This is a genomic window from Aureimonas phyllosphaerae (genome assembly GCF_047943035.1).
Lineage (GTDB): Bacteria > Pseudomonadota > Alphaproteobacteria > Rhizobiales > Rhizobiaceae > Aureimonas > Aureimonas phyllosphaerae.
On sequence record NZ_CP181348.1, the window covers coordinates 1,426,728 to 1,443,171 of the forward strand.

Annotated in this window: 16 protein-coding genes and 2 tRNA genes; 5 read left to right on the forward strand and 13 right to left on the reverse strand. The window is 67.2% G+C overall.

What is annotated here, in order from left to right:
* Nucleotides 1–83 precede the first annotated feature (83 nt).
* On the forward strand, nt 84–1,118 hold the full coding sequence (locus tag ACLNGM_RS06615) for a GGDEF domain-containing protein (protein ID WP_416357703.1): 1,035 nt from the start codon (nt 84–86) through the stop codon (nt 1,116–1,118).
* Nucleotides 1,119–1,176: 58 nt separating this feature from the next.
* Here ACLNGM_RS06615 and ACLNGM_RS06620 read toward each other — a convergent pair whose 3' ends face one another.
* The 6 genes from ACLNGM_RS06620 to ACLNGM_RS06645 form a co-directional block, all read right to left on the reverse strand.
* A complete protein-coding gene (locus ACLNGM_RS06620; RefSeq protein ID WP_416357704.1) occupies nt 1,177–1,539 on the reverse strand; it encodes a hypothetical protein in 363 nt (120 codons plus the stop codon).
* A 134-nt stretch (nt 1,540–1,673) separates the two neighbouring features.
* Nucleotides 1,674–1,750, reverse strand: a tRNA-Arg gene (locus ACLNGM_RS06625).
* Nucleotides 1,751–1,916: 166 nt separating this feature from the next.
* The gene (locus ACLNGM_RS06630; protein ID WP_416357705.1) at nt 1,917–2,303 is read right to left on the reverse strand and encodes a septal ring lytic transglycosylase RlpA family protein; all 387 of its coding nucleotides are present in this window, start codon (nt 2,301–2,303) and stop codon (nt 1,917–1,919) included.
* Between the two features lie 156 nt (nt 2,304–2,459).
* On the reverse strand, nt 2,460–3,380 hold the full coding sequence (locus tag ACLNGM_RS06635) for an SDR family oxidoreductase (protein WP_416357706.1): 921 nt from the start codon (nt 3,378–3,380) through the stop codon (nt 2,460–2,462).
* 180 nt (nt 3,381–3,560) lie between these two features.
* Nucleotides 3,561–4,736, reverse strand: a complete 1,176-nt coding sequence (gene queG / locus ACLNGM_RS06640; protein ID WP_416357707.1) for a tRNA epoxyqueuosine(34) reductase QueG — start codon at nt 4,734–4,736, stop codon at nt 3,561–3,563.
* A gap of 237 nt (nt 4,737–4,973) precedes the next feature.
* Nucleotides 4,974–5,666 (reverse strand): glutathione S-transferase family protein, encoded by a 693-nt coding sequence (locus ACLNGM_RS06645; RefSeq protein WP_090961933.1) that lies wholly within the window; start codon nt 5,664–5,666, stop codon nt 4,974–4,976.
* 289 nt (nt 5,667–5,955) lie between these two features.
* Between ACLNGM_RS06645 and ACLNGM_RS06650 the strand changes: the two genes are divergently transcribed.
* Nucleotides 5,956–6,762: an undecaprenyl-diphosphate phosphatase gene (locus ACLNGM_RS06650; RefSeq protein WP_416357708.1), complete on the forward strand. Its 807-nt coding sequence runs from the start codon at nt 5,956–5,958 to the stop codon at nt 6,760–6,762.
* 88 nt (nt 6,763–6,850) lie between these two features.
* Here the strand turns inward: ACLNGM_RS06650 and ACLNGM_RS06655 are convergent, their stop codons facing one another.
* Nucleotides 6,851–7,876: a complex I NDUFA9 subunit family protein gene (locus tag ACLNGM_RS06655; protein WP_416357709.1), complete on the reverse strand. Its 1,026-nt coding sequence runs from the start codon at nt 7,874–7,876 to the stop codon at nt 6,851–6,853.
* A 195-nt stretch (nt 7,877–8,071) separates the two neighbouring features.
* On the opposite strand from ACLNGM_RS06655, the gene ACLNGM_RS06660 reads away from it, so the two are divergent.
* Nucleotides 8,072–8,156, forward strand: a tRNA-Leu gene (locus ACLNGM_RS06660).
* A gap of 408 nt (nt 8,157–8,564) precedes the next feature.
* The gene (locus tag ACLNGM_RS06665) at nt 8,565–8,849 is read left to right on the forward strand and encodes a hypothetical protein (RefSeq protein WP_416357710.1); all 285 of its coding nucleotides are present in this window, start codon (nt 8,565–8,567) and stop codon (nt 8,847–8,849) included.
* A 737-nt stretch (nt 8,850–9,586) separates the two neighbouring features.
* Here the strand turns inward: ACLNGM_RS06665 and ACLNGM_RS06670 are convergent.
* From ACLNGM_RS06670 to ACLNGM_RS06695, 6 genes are all read right to left on the reverse strand, one after another.
* Entirely contained in the window at nt 9,587–11,035 is a 1,449-nt protein-coding gene (locus ACLNGM_RS06670) for an SGNH/GDSL hydrolase family protein (protein WP_416357711.1), read from the reverse strand.
* Entirely contained in the window at nt 11,035–11,307 is a 273-nt protein-coding gene (locus tag ACLNGM_RS06675) for a spike base protein, RCAP_Rcc01079 family (protein ID WP_090961947.1), read from the reverse strand. The genes ACLNGM_RS06670 and ACLNGM_RS06675 overlap by 1 nt, the downstream gene beginning before the upstream one ends.
* A 204-nt stretch (nt 11,308–11,511) precedes the next feature.
* Nucleotides 11,512–12,372 (reverse strand): glycosyltransferase family 2 protein, encoded by an 861-nt coding sequence (locus ACLNGM_RS06680; RefSeq protein ID WP_416357712.1) that lies wholly within the window; start codon nt 12,370–12,372, stop codon nt 11,512–11,514.
* A 98-nt stretch (nt 12,373–12,470) separates the two neighbouring features.
* Nucleotides 12,471–13,139 (reverse strand): SGNH/GDSL hydrolase family protein, encoded by a 669-nt coding sequence (locus ACLNGM_RS06685; RefSeq protein WP_416357713.1) that lies wholly within the window; start codon nt 13,137–13,139, stop codon nt 12,471–12,473.
* A gap of 82 nt (nt 13,140–13,221) precedes the next feature.
* A complete protein-coding gene (locus tag ACLNGM_RS06690; protein WP_416357714.1) occupies nt 13,222–14,604 on the reverse strand; it encodes a UDP-glucose dehydrogenase family protein in 1,383 nt (460 codons plus the stop codon).
* 238 nt (nt 14,605–14,842) lie between these two features.
* Complete coding sequence (locus ACLNGM_RS06695; protein ID WP_416357715.1) at nt 14,843–15,190, reverse strand: hypothetical protein; 348 nt, start codon at nt 15,188–15,190, stop codon at nt 14,843–14,845.
* 181 nt (nt 15,191–15,371) lie between these two features.
* On the opposite strand from ACLNGM_RS06695, the gene ACLNGM_RS06700 reads away from it, so the two are divergent.
* A complete protein-coding gene (locus ACLNGM_RS06700; protein WP_416357716.1) occupies nt 15,372–16,343 on the forward strand; it encodes an NAD-dependent epimerase/dehydratase family protein in 972 nt (323 codons plus the stop codon).
* Nucleotides 16,344–16,444 lie beyond the last annotated feature (101 nt).

A 16,444-nucleotide genomic window follows, 5' to 3' on the forward strand; every position in this document is an offset into this window, starting at 1 on the left:
CGCGTTGGACTTTTCTTCCAAAACAATTCTCCATTTCGAGCAATGACCGCTGCAAGACGGATGATTCGACGTTCTGCAGCTTCATGACCACAAATAGTCCGCGGCAGGAGCGTTTTGCCAGTGGAGATAGTAGCTTTGGCCCCTTTCCAAACCGCAAAGTTGGTATCGCTCAACAGCAGCCGATCGCGGTTTGCGGCAGATGCAGCGCATTAGATCGGCAACGATCGCGCGGACTACCATGTGCGGTCCTGACCGTTTGCCATTCAATGCGCGTCAATAATGCTGGCTTAGGATCCCGTTCAGCCCGGGAGCCCGCCGCCATGCAGTCGATGTTCGCCAACCTCACCGCCATTCGCAGCCGGCGGGAAATGCGGATCAAGGTCGCGCTTGCGACGCTCGTAATCGTCGCTGTGACCGATGGCGTCGACGCCCTTGTCAATCTCTACACGCAGCCGGATCGCATCTGGCCGTCGTTCATCCAGACGACGCTGATCGCGGCTGCGATGTCGCTGTTCTTTCTCGGCCTCCTGGCCCGGTCGAACTTGCGCCTCTTCGAACTGAAGGAGCGGTTTGAGACGCTCGCCCTGACCGATATGCAAACCGGGCTTCTGAACCGGCGCGGTTTCTTCGCCTCTCTCGATCGCGTCAAGGCGAGCGGCGCCGACATGACGCTTGGCGTCGTAGACATCGACCACTTCAAACGGATCAACGACACGTACGGGCACCTCGTCGGCGACTACGTCATCGCCGAAGTCGGCCGTTCGCTGCGTGAGGGGATGGGGGCACCGCACTTCGTGGGGCGGGTAGGCGGCGAGGAATTCGCCCTCGCGCTGAACGGCATGTCGCTTGGTGAGGCAGCTGAAGCGGCCGATCGGCTTCGCATGAGGCTGCAGGACATCGGCGGGCCCCGTCTGCCGCCAGGGTTCAAGGTGACGGCGAGCGTTGGCCTCGCTCGAATCGGGGAGGACGAAGTGATGTCGGGCTACGCCCGCGCGGATAAGGCGCTCTACGAGGCCAAGCGTCGCGGCCGGAATCTGACGATCAGCGCCGAGCTCGACCTTGGCAGCAACGTCGTTCCCCTGCCGATCGCAACGGCCAACGGGCGCGATACCAACTGACCGGCTAAGAGTAGCGGCCGCATACGCGTCCCACACGGCGTCGGTGTGGGACGTCGCCTCAAATCGGCATCGTGTGGCACGGGCCGGTGCGCGTTGTGCCGACGATCGTCCAGGCGTCGGCCGTCCCAAGTGGGCCGTTCGGCTCCGTCTGGATGAGCAGGCGGCAAGCCGATGCGCTCGAATAGCCGCCGTAGTTCGTGACGACGGGCGGGCCGTCCACCACGTACACGCGGCCGCCGGTAATTGGGTAGAAGGTCGAAGGCGTCAGGCCGGTCTCGCCGGTAAAGTCGGCCATAGTCCGCCCCTTGAACGCGCGCAGCCGATCGCTCCGGTCCTCTTCGACCTGTTCGGCTGTTTGGCACCCTGCCAGTGCCAGCAGCACCCCAACCCGGACGATCCGTCCGCCCCATGTCCCGTCCATCGCCGTCTCTCCGCACTTGTGTGGGGCGGATGAAGGCAAGCCGGGGCAGGGCACGCAAGTGAGCGGCCAGCGCCGCTATGTGGGAAACGTCTGTGGGACGATACCGGCAAGATCAGCTAAGTGATTGAAAACGTTGGCGCACCCGACAGGATTCGAACCTGTGACCTCTGCCTTCGGAGGGCAGCGCTCTATCCAGCTGAGCTACGGGTGCGGACCGCTCGGGAGCGGTGGGTGAGAAGCTGACGTTCCGTCCGGGTTCGTCAGTACAGGATCGGCGCGCGCGAGGCAAGGCGAGGGTGGGCTCGCAGGAGGGCGGAACTGCGAGCGAAGACGCTTTGTGCCCTCCGGCGAACCCTTCGTTCAGTGGCGGGAGAAGGTCAGGCGCAGCTGTCGGTGCCGGAGCCGTCGGCCGGCTCGATCTGGACGCGCGTGTGACCTGAATCGATGAAGCCGAGCCGCTGCGCGGCGCCCTTCGACAGGTCGATCAGTCGGCCCTTGATGAACGGGCCCCGGTCGTTGATGCGCACCACGACGGAGCGCTGGTTGCGCAGGTTGGTCACCTTGACCTTGCTGCCGAGCGGCAGGGTCTTGTGGGCGGCCGTCATCGCCATCGGATTCATGCGCTCGCCGGAGGCGGTGCGCGAGGTGAGGGCGTACCATGAGGCGCCGCCACAGGTGGTCTTGCCGCCAGCCGCCTCAGCGGGAACCGAGGTCAGCAGAGCGGCGCCCACTAGGGCAACCGCCGTCAGGGATTTTGCGATCAATCGTCCGGTCCTTCTACCGTTTCATACGGACGCGGACCGAGATCTATGATTTCTTTGATGAAATCCCCTCGTGGCCCCCGCCGTTCGACGGGCGAGAGGTGCGGGTGGGAAGCGGCCAAAACGTGGCGGTTCCATCACGAAACGTTACATTGCGATTCAATCTCGCGATTTTTCGTTATCCAGCAGGGATGCTCGGGAGGTCAGAAGGCTCATCAGCCCCTCCCGAAACGTCGGGAAGCGCAGGGCATAGCCGGCATTCTTCAGTTTGCTGTTCGCGACTCGTTTGTTCTCCCCATAAAAGGATCGGGCCATCGGCGTGAGATCGGCCGCGCCGAAATCGATGGCCGGGGGAAGGGGGTACCCGCCGATCTCGGCCGCATGGGCGACCACGTCCTGCGGCGGTGCCGGTTCGTCGTCGGTCACGTTGAAGATGCCGGCGGCGTACGTGCCGGCGAGATGGCCGAGAGCCCCCGCGATATCTTCGACATGAATGCGATTGAACACCTGGCCAGGCTTGACGAGACGTCGCGCCGTGCCGGCGCGAAGCTTGTCGAACGGACTGCGCCCCGGGCCGTAGATGCCCGATAACCTCACGGTCGCCAGCGGCAAGCCGAGATCGTCCGCCAGCGCCGCCCAGGCCCGTTCGGCTTCGAGCCGCTCGTGAGAGCGCCTGGATCGGGGCTCGGGCGCGGTCGTCTCGTCCACCCAGGCGCCCCCATGGTCGCCGTAGACGCCGACCGTCGAGAGGTAGCCGATCCAGCGCAGCGCGGGCGCATGAGCGCGAAGATCCTCGCCGTGGTGCCGCAGGACGGGATCGCCGTCGTCGCCGGGCGCGATCGAGACGACAAGATGGGTGGTCCGGCGGAGGGCCTCGGCGATGCCGTCCCCCGGCGCGTGCCCGTCGAAAAGAAACGGCGGCCAGCCCAAAGCACGAAGCTGCCCCGCCTTCTCCCCGGAACGCGTGGTGGCGCCGACGATCTCCTCCGTCTCGCGCGTCCGCAGAAAGGCGCTTGCCGAATAGCCGCAGCCGAAGACGAAGAACCGGGCAGCCTCGGGTGCCTGGGAGACGCTTACCATGAGCCGCGATCCGATCGAGGAGCGTGGGGGATGGCCGGGGTGCGGTTCCGCCCGTGTCGAACCAGAGCCCCTCCCACCCGAGATCTGTCGGTTGCCGCCGTGCCGATCGCGGAACAATCCGCTGCAGATATCCTGGCTTCCGGTGCGCCCGACATATTGTCCGCCGTTGACGGTCCCGGCTCAGCAGCCCTCATTTGTCCGCCCACCCTCGATCGCATCCCATTCCATCCTCACCTCGTCGTTCATCTCGTGCGCCAGCGCCTCATCCCGCGCCGACAGGGCTTCTTCAGGCGCAAGACGCCCGAGCGCCCAGACCGCCATCGCGCGCACGCCGGGCGCTGCGTCGCCGAGCCTCCTGCGCACGTCGGGCAGAAGGTCCGGCCGCCCGGCGTTGCCGGCGGCGATCAGGCAGTTGGCGACGAACTTGTCGCGGCCGATCCGCTTGACCGGAGAGCCCGAAAACAGCGTGCGGAAGGCGGCATCATCGAGCCGGAGAAGCGCGTCTAGCCGCGGCGCGCGAAGGTCCTCGCGCGCCTGCAGCTTGGCCTCGCGCGCGGTTCTGGCGAACTTGTTCCAGGGACAGACCGCAAGACAGTCGTCGCAGCCGTAGATCCGGTTGCCCATCAGCGGGCGAAGCGTGCGCGGTACGGGCGCGCGCGTCTCGATCGTGAGATAGGAGATGCAGCGCCGCGCGTCGATCCGGTAGGGCTGGGGGAAGGCGCCCGTCGGGCAGGCATCCTGGCAGGCGCGACAGGAGCCGCAACTGTCCACGCCCGGCGCGTCGGGCTCGAAGGCGATCGTCGTCGCGATCGAGCCGAGGAACAGCCAGGAGCCGAACTCGCGGCTGACGAGATTGGTGTGCTTGCCCTGCCAGCCGAGCCCGGCGGCCTGTCCGAGCGGCTTTTCCATGAGTGGCGCGGTGTCGACGAAGACCTTGGCGTCGTGCGGACGGCCGTCGGGCCGCGCCCCGGCCCGCGCCACCATGCGGCCTGCGAGTTCCTTGAGCTTGCCTTTCACGACGTCGTGGTAGTCGCGGTGCCGCGCGTAGACCGAAATCGCACCTCGGTCCGTCCGTGCATTGACGGCGAGCGGATCCTCGTCCGGTCCGTAGTTGAGGCCGAGGACGACGACCGAACGGGCCTCGTCCCAGAGTGCCGTCACCGCGCGCCGACGCTCGGCCGTCTCGGGCAGCCACGCCATGGTGCCGTGATGACCGGCGGCGAGAAAGGCATCGAGGCGTTCGCCGGCCAGCGCATCTTCGGCCGGTGTCGCGACACCGACGGCGTCGAAGCCGAGGCGGCGCGCATCGTCGTCGAGAAAGCGGCGCAGGGCGGGGAGGGGCAGGGCATCGGCCATGGCCGATCCTTACCAGAGGCGGCGGCCCCTTGCGACGGCCGGCTCCGGGCCGACGTGAGGGACGCAACGTCTCTCGGAGCCCGCCCGAAACTTCCGCCGGGTCGGCTCGGCGGCGCTTTCCACCCCGCATGTCGTCGCCGATGCCTCGTCGATGCCGGCAGCATCGACCGCTGTCGGCTCCCCGTGGGCCACGAAAATCCCTCGCCGATCCTCCGACGCGGATGTCCGGGAGGGCTCTTAGAAGTCGAGTTCGGCGTAGTGAGCGGCCGGCGGCACGCCGCGCACACGCTCCACCAGGAAGGGCCGGAACGAGGGGCGGGACTTGATGCGCATGTACCAGTCCTTGGCGGCCGGCTCCTCCTCCCAGGCGACCTCGCCGAGATAGTCGAGGATCGAGACCGCGGCGGCGGCCGAAAAGTCGGCATAGGAGAGGCGCGATCCCGACAGCCAGTTCCGGCTTTCGGCGAGCCAGCCGATGTAGCGCATGTGGTTCTTGAGGTTTGCCCGCGCGGCGCGGATCGCCGAGGCGTCCGGCGCGCCGCCGCCTTCGTTCGAGCGCATCTCGCGCTTGAAGACGCGCTCGCGCACGAGATAGCGCGTCACCTCGGCGTCCATCTTGCCGAGGAACCACTCCACGAGGCGCCGGATTTCGGCGCGCTCGATCGGCTTTTCGGCGAGAAGGCGTTTCTCGCGCTGGAAGGCGCCGCGCGTCTCGTCGAGATATTCGGCGACCACGGTGCCGCCGATGATCGGCACGCTGCGGTCCTCGGTCAGGACGGGCAGCGTCGCCGCCGGATTGAGCGCCAGGAATTCGGGGCGCCGTTCCCAGGGTCGCTCCTCCACCAGTTCGGCCCGCTCGCCGTATTCCCCGAGGACCAGCCGCACGAAACGGGAGGCGGCGGACATGGGATGGTGGTGCAGGATGAGCATGGAGGCGGGAAACTTGTACTCTCGATGACGCGGCCGAAGGCGGTCGCGAAAAGGGTTGCCGTGACCTTAAGACCAGATGGTTGGCGGATCGTGAACGTCCGCAAGCGCTCCGGTTCCCACGCGCCACATAAGCCGATCCTCGTCAACAGCAAGCTTTTTCGCGCCGAGGCCGGCGACAGGGTGGGCCGGGGAAAGCTCCATCCTTCATACTGCAGTGCGGCGAAGGCCTTGACCCCCAGCGGGTCGTCGCGGCATTCCCCGGACGCCAAGCCAACTTGCGGGACCCGCGATGGATACCCTCCAGCTCTTCGACGCCTTCGTCCTCGGTCTGATCGAAGGGCTGACCGAGTTCATACCGGTGTCCTCGACGGGCCACCTGATCCTCGCCGGCCAGCTTCTCGGCTTCCACTCCACCGGCAACACGTTCGAGGTGCTGATCCAGCTCGGCGCGGTGCTGGCGGTGCTGTCGGTCTATTTCGGCAAGCTCTGGCATCTTCTCGTGACCCTGCCGTCCGACCCGAAAAGCCGGCGCTTCGTCACCGGCATCCTGCTGGCCTTCCTGCCGGCTGCCGTGATCGGTGCGATCGCCCACGACTTCATCAAGGGTGTCCTGTTCGAGACGCCGATGGTGATCTGCGTCGCGCTCCTCATCGGCGGCTTTGTTCTCCTGGCGATCGACCGGATGCCGCTCAACCCGCGCTATCGCGACATCGAGGAGTATCCGCTGTCGCTCTGCTTCAAGATCGGCCTGATCCAGTGCCTCGCGATGATCCCCGGCACCTCGCGCTCGGGCGCGACGATCGCCGGCGCACTGCTTTTGGGCACCGACAAGCGCTCGGCGGCCGAATTCTCGTTCTTCCTCGCCATGCCGACCATGGCCGGCGCCTTCGCCTATGACCTCTACAAGAACTGGTCGCTCCTGTCGGTGGACGACGCGGCGACCATCGGCATCGGCTTCGTCATGGCCTTCCTCTCGGCCCTTGTGGTGGTGCGCTCGCTCCTCGGCTTCGTCTCCAAATACGGCTTTGCCCCGTTCGCCTGGTGGCGCATTGCGGTGGGCGCGATCGGCATCGGCGTCATTCTCGCCTATCGTTGAGTGCCGCCGCCGGCCGATCACGAAAAAGGGCGCCCCCGAGGGCGCCCTTTTTCGTTGCTTGCAGGCGCCGCGAGTGCGGCGCGCACCATCAGGCCTTGGCGATCCCGTCGTCGCCGGGCAGGCTGTCGTCCTCGGCCGGACGGTCATCGTGCGGCTGCGGCTTGGTGAACTGGCCCTGCGGGCGGAAGCGCACGAGATAGGTCGGCAGCACCGCGGCGAGCGTGCGCGGAGCGATGTCGAACGCCTCGAACGTGCGCCCCTCCGCCTTCGCGGCGTCCGACACGACGTTGTCGATCTGAAGCTGGACGACCTGGTCCGGCGTCAGGGGCGCGCCCGGCAGCGCCCTCATCCAGCCGGCCATCGAGGCGGCCAGCCCGAACGGGATCGACACGAGGCGGCGGCGCCGCTCGATCACCCGCAGCATCTCCTCCATCATGGCGCGGAAGCTTATCGCCTCAGGCCCGCCGAGCTCGTAGACGCGACCGCCCGCGACCTCGCCGTCGACGGCTTTCGCCACCGCGAGCGCGACGTCGTTGACGAAGACGGGCTGGAAGCGCGTGTGCCCGCCGCCGAGAAGCGGCAGGACGGGCGACAGCCGCGCCATGTTGGCGAAGCGGTTGAAGAACTGGTCCTCCGCACCGAACACGATCGAGGGGCGCAGGATCACGGCATCCGGCACGGCCGACAGGACGCGGGCCTCGCCCTCCGCCTTGGTGCGTGCGTAGCTGGACGGCGAGTTGGCGTCCGCGCCGATCGCCGACATCTGGACGAGGCCGACCCCGGCCTTGGCGGCCGCACTCGCGACATGGCCGGCGCCCTCGGCTTGGAGGGCCGCGAAGGTCTGCTGCCCGCCTTCGTTCAGGATACCGACGAGGTTGACCGCGTGGTCCGAGCCCTCCAGCGCCCGCTCCACCGACCACGGGTGGCGCAGGTTCGCCTGGATCGCCTGGATCTGACCGAGCCGCCCGGCGATCTGCAGATGATAGGCAAGGTCGGGCCGGCGGCAGGCGACGCGGATGCGATGGCCACGCTGGGCCAGCGCGTGAACGACGTAGCGGCCGAGGAAGCCCGACCCTCCGAACACCGTGATCTGCTTCCTGGTATCGACCTTCATCTGGCTCAATCCCTGTCCGGACGTCGCGCATTCCCGGCGCGTGGTCCGCATGATGTGTCGCGCGTGGCTTTAGCGGCAATCGCGGAAGGCGAAAAGCCCGATCAGGAGCCGCTTTGCCGCAACGCTCGGCCTCGCACGCATTTTCTTCCCGAATCGATTGACAGCACGGCGCGACGAAACTAATCAACCGCCAGTGCCCAGGTGGCGGAATTGGTAGACGCGCACGGTTCAGGTCCGTGTGCCGCGAGGCGTGAAGGTTCGAGTCCTTTCCTGGGCACCAATTCCCCTGATTGTTCAGGGAAGCCCGATACTCAGCAACATAGATGAAAATTAATCGAACGGCTGTCCGGACGGCCGCAAGATCTCGTAATCGGGTGGCTTAAAATCGCTGCGGGCGCCATCGGCTCGTTTATTTCGTTCCGGCCGAGTTCGACAGCCATCCTTCCGCCATACCCGGTGCGGTTCGCTGCGTCGACCTGATGAGTTGGTTCGATTTTTCCCAGAAACGAGTTTCGCCCCTCAGTTGCCCTTCAAGGGGGCAAGGAGGGGGTGCTGCGATCCTATGGGGCGCGCCCTGCCGTTGCGCCGACCTCGCGGCTGGTTTTTGACGTCGTTCTATGCGCTCATCGCCCTGGTGACACGGCCGGTGCCAATGCAACGATCGAGCTCAAGGGAACAAGTATCGCGGATGAGGACCTATGCCATCGCCGCCGACATGCCGGGCGAGACGGAGGAGGCCGCCAGTCGCCGGACCTTTCTGGCCGATCGGATCCGCACGTTCTTCCCCACCTGCTGCCAGCCGTTCGGCGCGCTATGGATCGTGAAATCCGACCGGGAGCTCGGCGAGATCCGGGACAACCTTGCGCCCTATCTGAACGAGGGCGACAAGCTCGTCGTTCTCCTCACGGACGACGCCTGCGCCTGGCGGGGTCTTGCACCCGATGCCGCCCTATGGCTGCAGGAGCAACTGTGAGGAAGCGACCGGCGTGCCTCGCTCGCGCCTGATCTGATCGCGTCGGTCGGCCGGAAGTGAGCCCCCGGTCCTGAAGGTACTGGCGGTCGGCGCTCGGATTGTCGTCCGGCTGCGCAACCCCCTGGAGCGAACCGCCCTGCCGTCACGCTCGACAACGCTGCGGCGTCCGAGAGGCCGGCGGACCCGCACCTTACGGCGCGGCGAGACCCGCCTTCCGGTCGCTCAAGCGATCTTCGACCGGATCGGATGGTAGGGCACGGAGGTGATCTCGCCTCGTGGCACGGCGCGAGGAAGGAGCGGTTCCATCGCGTCGTGACCGCCGGGCAATGTCGGCTCGAAGCGAAGGCGTCCGCTGCATGGTGGGCGTCCGAAGGAGGATGGCGACCGTTCGACCCATTCGGAAAGCGCTCGAAGGGGAGGTCCGAGAAAGTTGGGGTTTGACGGTCGGGTCTGTTGGCCGACGGCCGGCAACACGTGGTGAGTGAGATCAGTGTCGCCTGGCCCGCTCAACCCCTTCGAACCCGGATGCGCGCCGGTGGTTCGGCACTCCTTCGCCGGTCCCGGCACGCCCGATGCCCTCGGGAGAGCACAGGCCCCCGGCATCGGTCCTCGTCAGCCGCCCCTCGTTTGAACAACCCGAATTCATCGTCCTTTGCCCCCACGGGTCACGATCCGCCTCCCGCCCTCGAGAGCCGGACCGTTTCGCTGCGCGCGATCCGCTTAAGCTGCTGGACGTCCTAGATCGCCAGAGCGTTCTCGGCTGCAGCGGCGAGGATGATCGCCTCGCCTCCCGCCGCGTTGGGATGCTGCTGGGAACCGGGATTGCCCGTGTCCGACGCAAATCCGGCCCTCCACAGATGCGGATCGCCGGGAAGTTGGGCGGGCAGTGCGAACTCCACGAACCCTGCCAAGAGGGAACCGAAACCGCCGGTTCTCAGATCGGCGTTGAAGGCAAGGCGCCGCCCGTCCTGCATTGCGGCAGGCACCGTCTGGTTGCCTTCGGTGATCGGAGCCGTCGCCACCGTCGAGGGTGTGATCGTCGACTGGTAGATCCGCACCGAAGGGATCGCCGCCTTGAAGGCGCCGAACAGGGTGGTGAGGTGACCCTTCAGGGTGGCTGCCGAGGACGACGAGGACATGTCGTTCACCCCGAGATCGCAGAAGATGTCGGTGACGCCGAGCGCCTGCATCAGGGCGATGCGCCGGGTGTAGGTCGCGCGGTTGGCCTGTGCCGACGCGCCGGAGCGCCCGAGATGCAGCACGCTGCCGGTGCCGGTCTGCACGACGAGGCCGGCGAGAATGCCAAGTGCAAGGCCTGGAGCCGCCCCATGGGAATAGCCGCCGATGCCTTGGGAGATGCTGTCGCCGGCAAGGGCAAAGAGGCGATGGGAGGAAGACATGTCGCCGACGAGCCCGATCGCGGCAGCCGGCAGCTGCTGCGTCGCGTTGCCGATCGTCCCCGACGTCGCCTTGTCGACCAGGTCGACGCCCTCCTCCATGTGGCCCGCATTGGCGCTACGGAACGCGTCGGTATAGGACCAGCGGCCGCCGCTCGGCACCCGGCCGTGCGTGCGGATCCAGTAGAAGCCGGCCGGAACCGTGAAGCCCGCGGCCTTTTCGGATCGCGCCAGGATCGTGCCCGGCACCACGGTCACCGGCGCGCCCATGTCGCGGATCGTGCCGTCCGGCAGCTCGATCGCGCTGTGGTAGGTGGCCTCGTTCGGATAGTCGAACTCGGCGCCCGAATTGTAGTGGAAGCCGGTATAGGCGACCTCCGGATTGGGGATCGGGACCGGCGTATAGAAGCGTTTGCGGACGTTGAAGGCGGTCTTGGTCCCGTCCGACGGGCGGATCTGGTTGCCCTGGTCGCCGCCGAAGCCGGCAAGGCGCCGGACGGTCTCGCCGCTGGCGGCATATCCGGGGCCGATGACGGTCGCGGGCGATGTGATCTCCGTTCGTGCCGCGAGTGCCTGACCCGGCGAGGGTGCCGTGCCGAGCTGATGGGACCAGCGCCCCAGCGCGGAGGTCGTCGCGGTTCCGACGGGCATGCCGTCGAGAAGGACGATCACGGTCGCGCCCCGAGGCGCACGCCCGCTTGCCGTGCGTGTCGCGGGGTCGAAGACCGGTCGCGACAGGCTGGGGCCTCCACGCGCGCCCAGAAGCAGCCCGATGCCGAGACCCGCCATCACGCCATCCCCACGATATGGCCGGCCGTGGTACCTGTCGCGAGGACACGGCCGACGCGGATCGGAAGCCCCGCGCCGTCCGCGAGATTGCGGAACACGACGGTTTCGCCGGTCGTACGATCCTGCACCGCGAGATCGCCGCCCGTGCCGACGAAGAGGCCGGTGGTCACGAAGGCCAGGTCGAGGCTGTCGCTCGGCACCACCGCGAAGAGTCGGTTCGCCGGGCCGTCTGCGGTCGGGGCATTGCTGGAATAGGGGTCTTGGGCTGCCATCGGGCTCTCCTTGGAACGCCCCAAGGCTAGAGCCGAGGCCGGAGGCCGCGGAGAGACGGGGGAGATGGGCCGAGGACCATGCTCAACTGGCAGCGCTCTGGGCGGGAGGGCGCGTCAACACGCCGATCTTCCCCCTGGCTCGGCGAGGTCGAACCTCACTGTTCGGCTGCGGACTGATGCGCCCTCCGGCGCTCAAGGGGCTTCCTAGCGAAGGCTGCGCTGCCGCGTCCTGCGCATCTCTCCCATCGCGTCGCGCATCGCGGCGAGGAATGTTCCCGGCTTCAACTCGCCGCGTGCCGTCAGTGCGGAGCCGACGGCGAGCTTGCGAAGGAGCGCGCTGCGCAGCGCCGGGATGCGGCCGGCATGGCGGGCGATCACGAGAAGTCCGGACGGATAGTACTTCGCGCGGATTGCCGTGTTGCGGTCGCGGTGGCCGATCGAGGGGAGCGGCATGAAGCGCGTGCGGCGGCACAAGGCGAGCGCCCTCAACGCGTAGTCGGTGTCTTCCGAGCCGTTCAGGCGCGCGCCGACGCCAAGCTCCGGATCGAAGCCGCCGATCTCGCGAACGATGGGGCTGCGAAACACCATCGTGTTCGAGGAGGCGCGTCGCAGGACGTCCTGGACCGAGGCGTCCCGCTCGATCGAACCGTCCACGGGAACCGGAGCGGACGCGTAGTCGCAGAACCAGAAGTCGAGATCGGGCTGCCGGGCGAAGGCATCGTGGATGTAGCCGAGCGCGCCCTCGGGATACCAGCAGTCGTCGTCGGGAAAGGCGACGATCTCGTCGCCGTGCATCCACCCGAGACGACGGCCTTCGTCGAGCAGCCTGTTGCGCGCCGCCGACAGGGAAACGAGGCCAGGCGTGGTGAGGAGGGTGACGAAGCGGGCATCCTCCTGCGACAGGAGATCGGCCGGAGCCTCTCCGCAGCACTGCAGGAGGATCATCAGCCGAAGGTCGATGTCGGGCCGCGCCCGGGCCGTGGCGGATACCGACGTGATCATCCGCGACAGGGCGTCGGAGCGGCCGGACGACAGGTTCGCCGTGCTGAAGAGATTGACGATCATGAACGGGAAGCTCCGGTCGCAGATGGCTCGGGGGCGAGGGGGAGGGCGGCGGTTGGGGGTTGCACGCGGCAACGCCTCTGCGAGATCGCTGCCATCCGTCAGCGATCTCGATCGGTCGCGCAGGGCAGGACGCCGTCGTGCACCAGGCGTTTCATGACGTTGGGCACGATCACCGCGGTGGCGCTGCCTGGCGTCGGATGGGCACCGTCGACGATCGCAAGATACAGCGCGTCGGCGCCCATCGCCTCCCAGCCCGGCCGGTGGTCGATGTAGCGGGCGCCGATCTCCTCGGCCAAACGGCGGTGTGCGTCCTCGTAGCGGTCGCGGAACGGGCGGGCCCAGGAACGGCGGCCGCTCACCGGATTCATTGTCATGAGGTAGACGAGGATGTCGGGATTCTGCCGGCGGAATGCGGCGACGATGGCGCGCATGTTGCCAACACTCTCGTCGACGCCGATCCACTTGTTGAGCGCAGCGTCGTTGACGGCAAATTCCAGGAATACGATGTCGGGCCGGGTGGCCGCGACCGCGTCCACCGCCGCGACGCCCCAGTCCGACGCCGCGCCCGCTAGCCCGTCGTTCGTGATCTCGACCGGTTGCCGCAGGCAGGTCCCGATCGCTTCCGCGAGGGGAGCCTGCCAGCCGCCGTTGGCCGTCAGGCTCGTGCCGTAGGTGGAGATCCTCAACGTTGCGTCCCGCGCCGCGGCCGGAAAGGCTCCGACCAGCGCGCAGCCGACGAGCAGCAGGGAGCCGAGGGTCCGGACCATCGCATCCTTCACATCCCGCCTCCGGTCCCCGGCCGGCCGTCCGGTCCGTGGGACGACCGGTCGGCCAGTTCCTTCCGGGACGTCAGGCCGAGCGCGCGAGGGGTTCGGCGGCCGGCGCCTGCACGCTGCCGCGGCCGATCGAGTGATATTCGAAGCCGGCCTCCGCCATGGTCTCCAGCGAGAAGACGTTGCGGAAGTCGACGAGGATCGGGTTGCGCAGGGCGGCGCGGTAGCCCTCCAGCGGGAAGCGCACGAACTCCTCCCACTCGGTCGCGAGAACGCATAGGTCGGCCCCTTCGATCGCGTCCTGCATCGTCGGGCAGTACTCGATCGCATCGCCCAGCATCTCGCGGGCGTGGTCCATGCCCTTCGGGTCGAAGGCGCGTACGATGGCACCGCGCTGCGTCAACTGCTCGGCGACCAGCACCGCGACGCTGTCGCGCACGTCGTCGGTGTTGGGCTTGAAGGTCAGGCCGAGGAGGGCGATCGTGCGCCCGTCCACCGAGCCGCCGGCGGCCTGGATGACCTTGGCCACCATGCGGTGCGGGCGCGAGCGGTTGACGGTGATGACGGCCTCGACGATCGTCGCGGGGCTGAGCGCCTTCTCGCCGATATGGACCATGGCGAGCGTGTCCTTCGGGAAGCACGAGCCGCCGTAGCCGGGGCCGGGCTTCAGGAACTCGCGGCCGATGCGCTTGTCCGAACCCATGCCGCGCGAGATCGCACCGATGTCGCCGCCGACCTTCTCGCAGATGTCGGCCATCTCGTTGATGAATGAGACCTTGGTCGCCAGGAAGGTGTTGGCGGCGTACTTGATGAGCTCCGACGAGATGATGTCGGTGGAGATCAGCTCGAAGCCCTGGTCGGTGAAGGGGCGATAGAGCGCCTCGAGACGTTCGCGGGCCCGCGCGCTGTCGGTGCCGATGACGATGCGATCCGGCTTCATGAAGTCGGAAACCGCGTTGCCCTCGCGCAGGAACTCGGGGTTCGACGCGACGTCGAAGTCGAGGTTCGGGTTCTCGCGCTCGATGATCCGGCGCACCTCGTTGCCGGTGCCGGCCGGCACGGTCGACTTGGTCACCACCACGGCATAGTGGTCGAGGTTGCGGGCGATATCGCGGCTTGCGGCGTAGACGTACTGCAGGTCGGCATTGCCGTCGAGCTTGCGGGTCGGCGTACCCACCGCGATGATGACGATCTGCGCTTCGCGCAGCGCCTCGGCGATGTCGGTTGTGAAGGTGAGGCGTCCGGCTTCTGCGTTGCGGACCACGACCTCGTCGAGACCCGGCTCGTAGATCGGGATGATGCCCTTCTTCAGCTTCTCGATCTTGGCTTCCACCTGGTCGACGCAGGCGACGCGCCAGCCCGACTCGGCCAGGCAGGCTCCCGAGACGAGGCCGACATAGCCGGTTCCGATCACGGCAACCTGGGGCGCCGAGCTTCCGGCAAGCGACATATCCAGCATCGGACCGATCCATCACGTTCGAGTTGCAGATCGCGCCGGAGGGCATCGCCGGTCGATATGCATCTACAGGATAACGGACCCATGTTTCACGTCGTTCTTCGCATTGCAAGAAAAGGAACGTGACAGGGTTTCCGGCGGGATCTGCAAACCCCCTCCGCCCGCTGCGTTATGCGATGAACGTGACACTACCATGGAGAAGCCGCAAGGCTTCGAAGGTCCGCGCCGGGGCGGGCGTCGGTCAGACCGCCGTCTCTTCGCCCGCCTCCGGTCGTACCGCGCGGTCCTGTCGCAGCGAGACGACCATGCCGGCCAGCGTGCGCAGGGGATCGCCCGCCGCGCTGGCAGACGGGGTCGCCTCGACCGTTTCGCAGACCGGGATCGTATGCTGGTCGACGAGGGTCTGGGCGTGCTCGCGGATGGCGTCGAGATCTCGCTGCAGTGCGGCGCGGCGGAACGGTCCGCCCCGCAGGAGGCCGCTGATCCGCCCGAGCGACTGAAGGCGTGCGCTCGCCGCCTCCAGGCGCTCCATCTGCGTCCAGAATTCGGCTTCGGCGGTTGGATCGACCCATGTCCGATTCTGAAGCATGCCCCAAGTCCCAGCGAATGCGATCCTTATAATGAGATGCAATTTGCCGGATCAAGCTTGTTTGGGCCTGTGAGTCTGTCGGTCATCAGGGCCGGACCGCCGTCCGCCGCGAGCCGCGAATTGGTTGATCCTTTTCATGTTGCACTGCATATGAACGGGACGGGTGCTGACGGAGGTCGCGGTGAAGCAGGCGATGGTTGTGGGCGGGGCCGGGTTCATCGGGACCCACCTCTTGGCGCATCTGAAGGCGGAAGGGCGCTACGACCGGCTTGTCAGCGTCGACATCGCTCCGCCGCAGCGGCCGGTCGCCGGCGTCGCCTACGAGATCCACGACATCCGCGCCCCGTTCCCAGAGCGGCTCGACGGCGCGTTCGGCGCGATCTTCAATCTCGCGGCCGTCCATCGCACGCCCGGGCACGAGCCGCACGAGTACTACGAGACCAATCTCGGCGGGGCGCTCAACGTCTGCGAGTTCGCGGCGCGCAACGGCATCGAGGCGATTCTCTTCACGAGTTCGATCGCGGTCTACGGTCCGGGCGAAGACCTGAAGACCGAACGTTCTGTGCCCGAGCCCGTCTCCGACTACGGCCGCTCCAAGCTTCTCGCCGAAGGCATCCATCGCCAGTGGCTGGCGGGCGAGGCGGCGCGTCGCCTCGTGATCGCGCGGCCCGCCGTGATCTTCGGGCAGGGTGAGGGTGGCAACTTCACGCGCCTCGCCAAGGCGCTGCGCAAGGGCACCTTCGTCTATCCCGGCCGCAAGGACACGATCAAATGCTGCGGCTATGTCGGCGAGATCGTGCGCTCGATGGACCATGCGATGGACCTCGGCGAGCGCGAGTTCCTCTACAACTTCTGCTATCCGCAGGCCTATACGATCGAGGAGATCTGTCAGGCGTTCGAGCGCGTCGCGGGCTACAGGTCGCCGCGCGGCGTCGTTCCGCAGCCCGTGATGAATGCGGCGGCGATCCCGTTCGAGGTGCTGAACCGGGTCGGGGTGCGCAACGGCATCGATCGCGAGCGCATCCTGAAGCTCGTCCGCTCGACGCGCGTCGAGCCGGCGGCGCTTCTTGCCAGCGGCTTCCGTTTCTCCACCGATCTCGAGGGATCGCTGCGCGACTGGAAGAGCCGCAGCACCGGCGACGTCATGGTCTGAAAGGGGAACGCTCGCGCGCGTTCCCTTCTTTTCGGCGCGGAAAAAAAGGGGCCGCCGGCGAGATGCCGGCGGCCCCTTTCGTTGTCTGGCTGACCGCTACT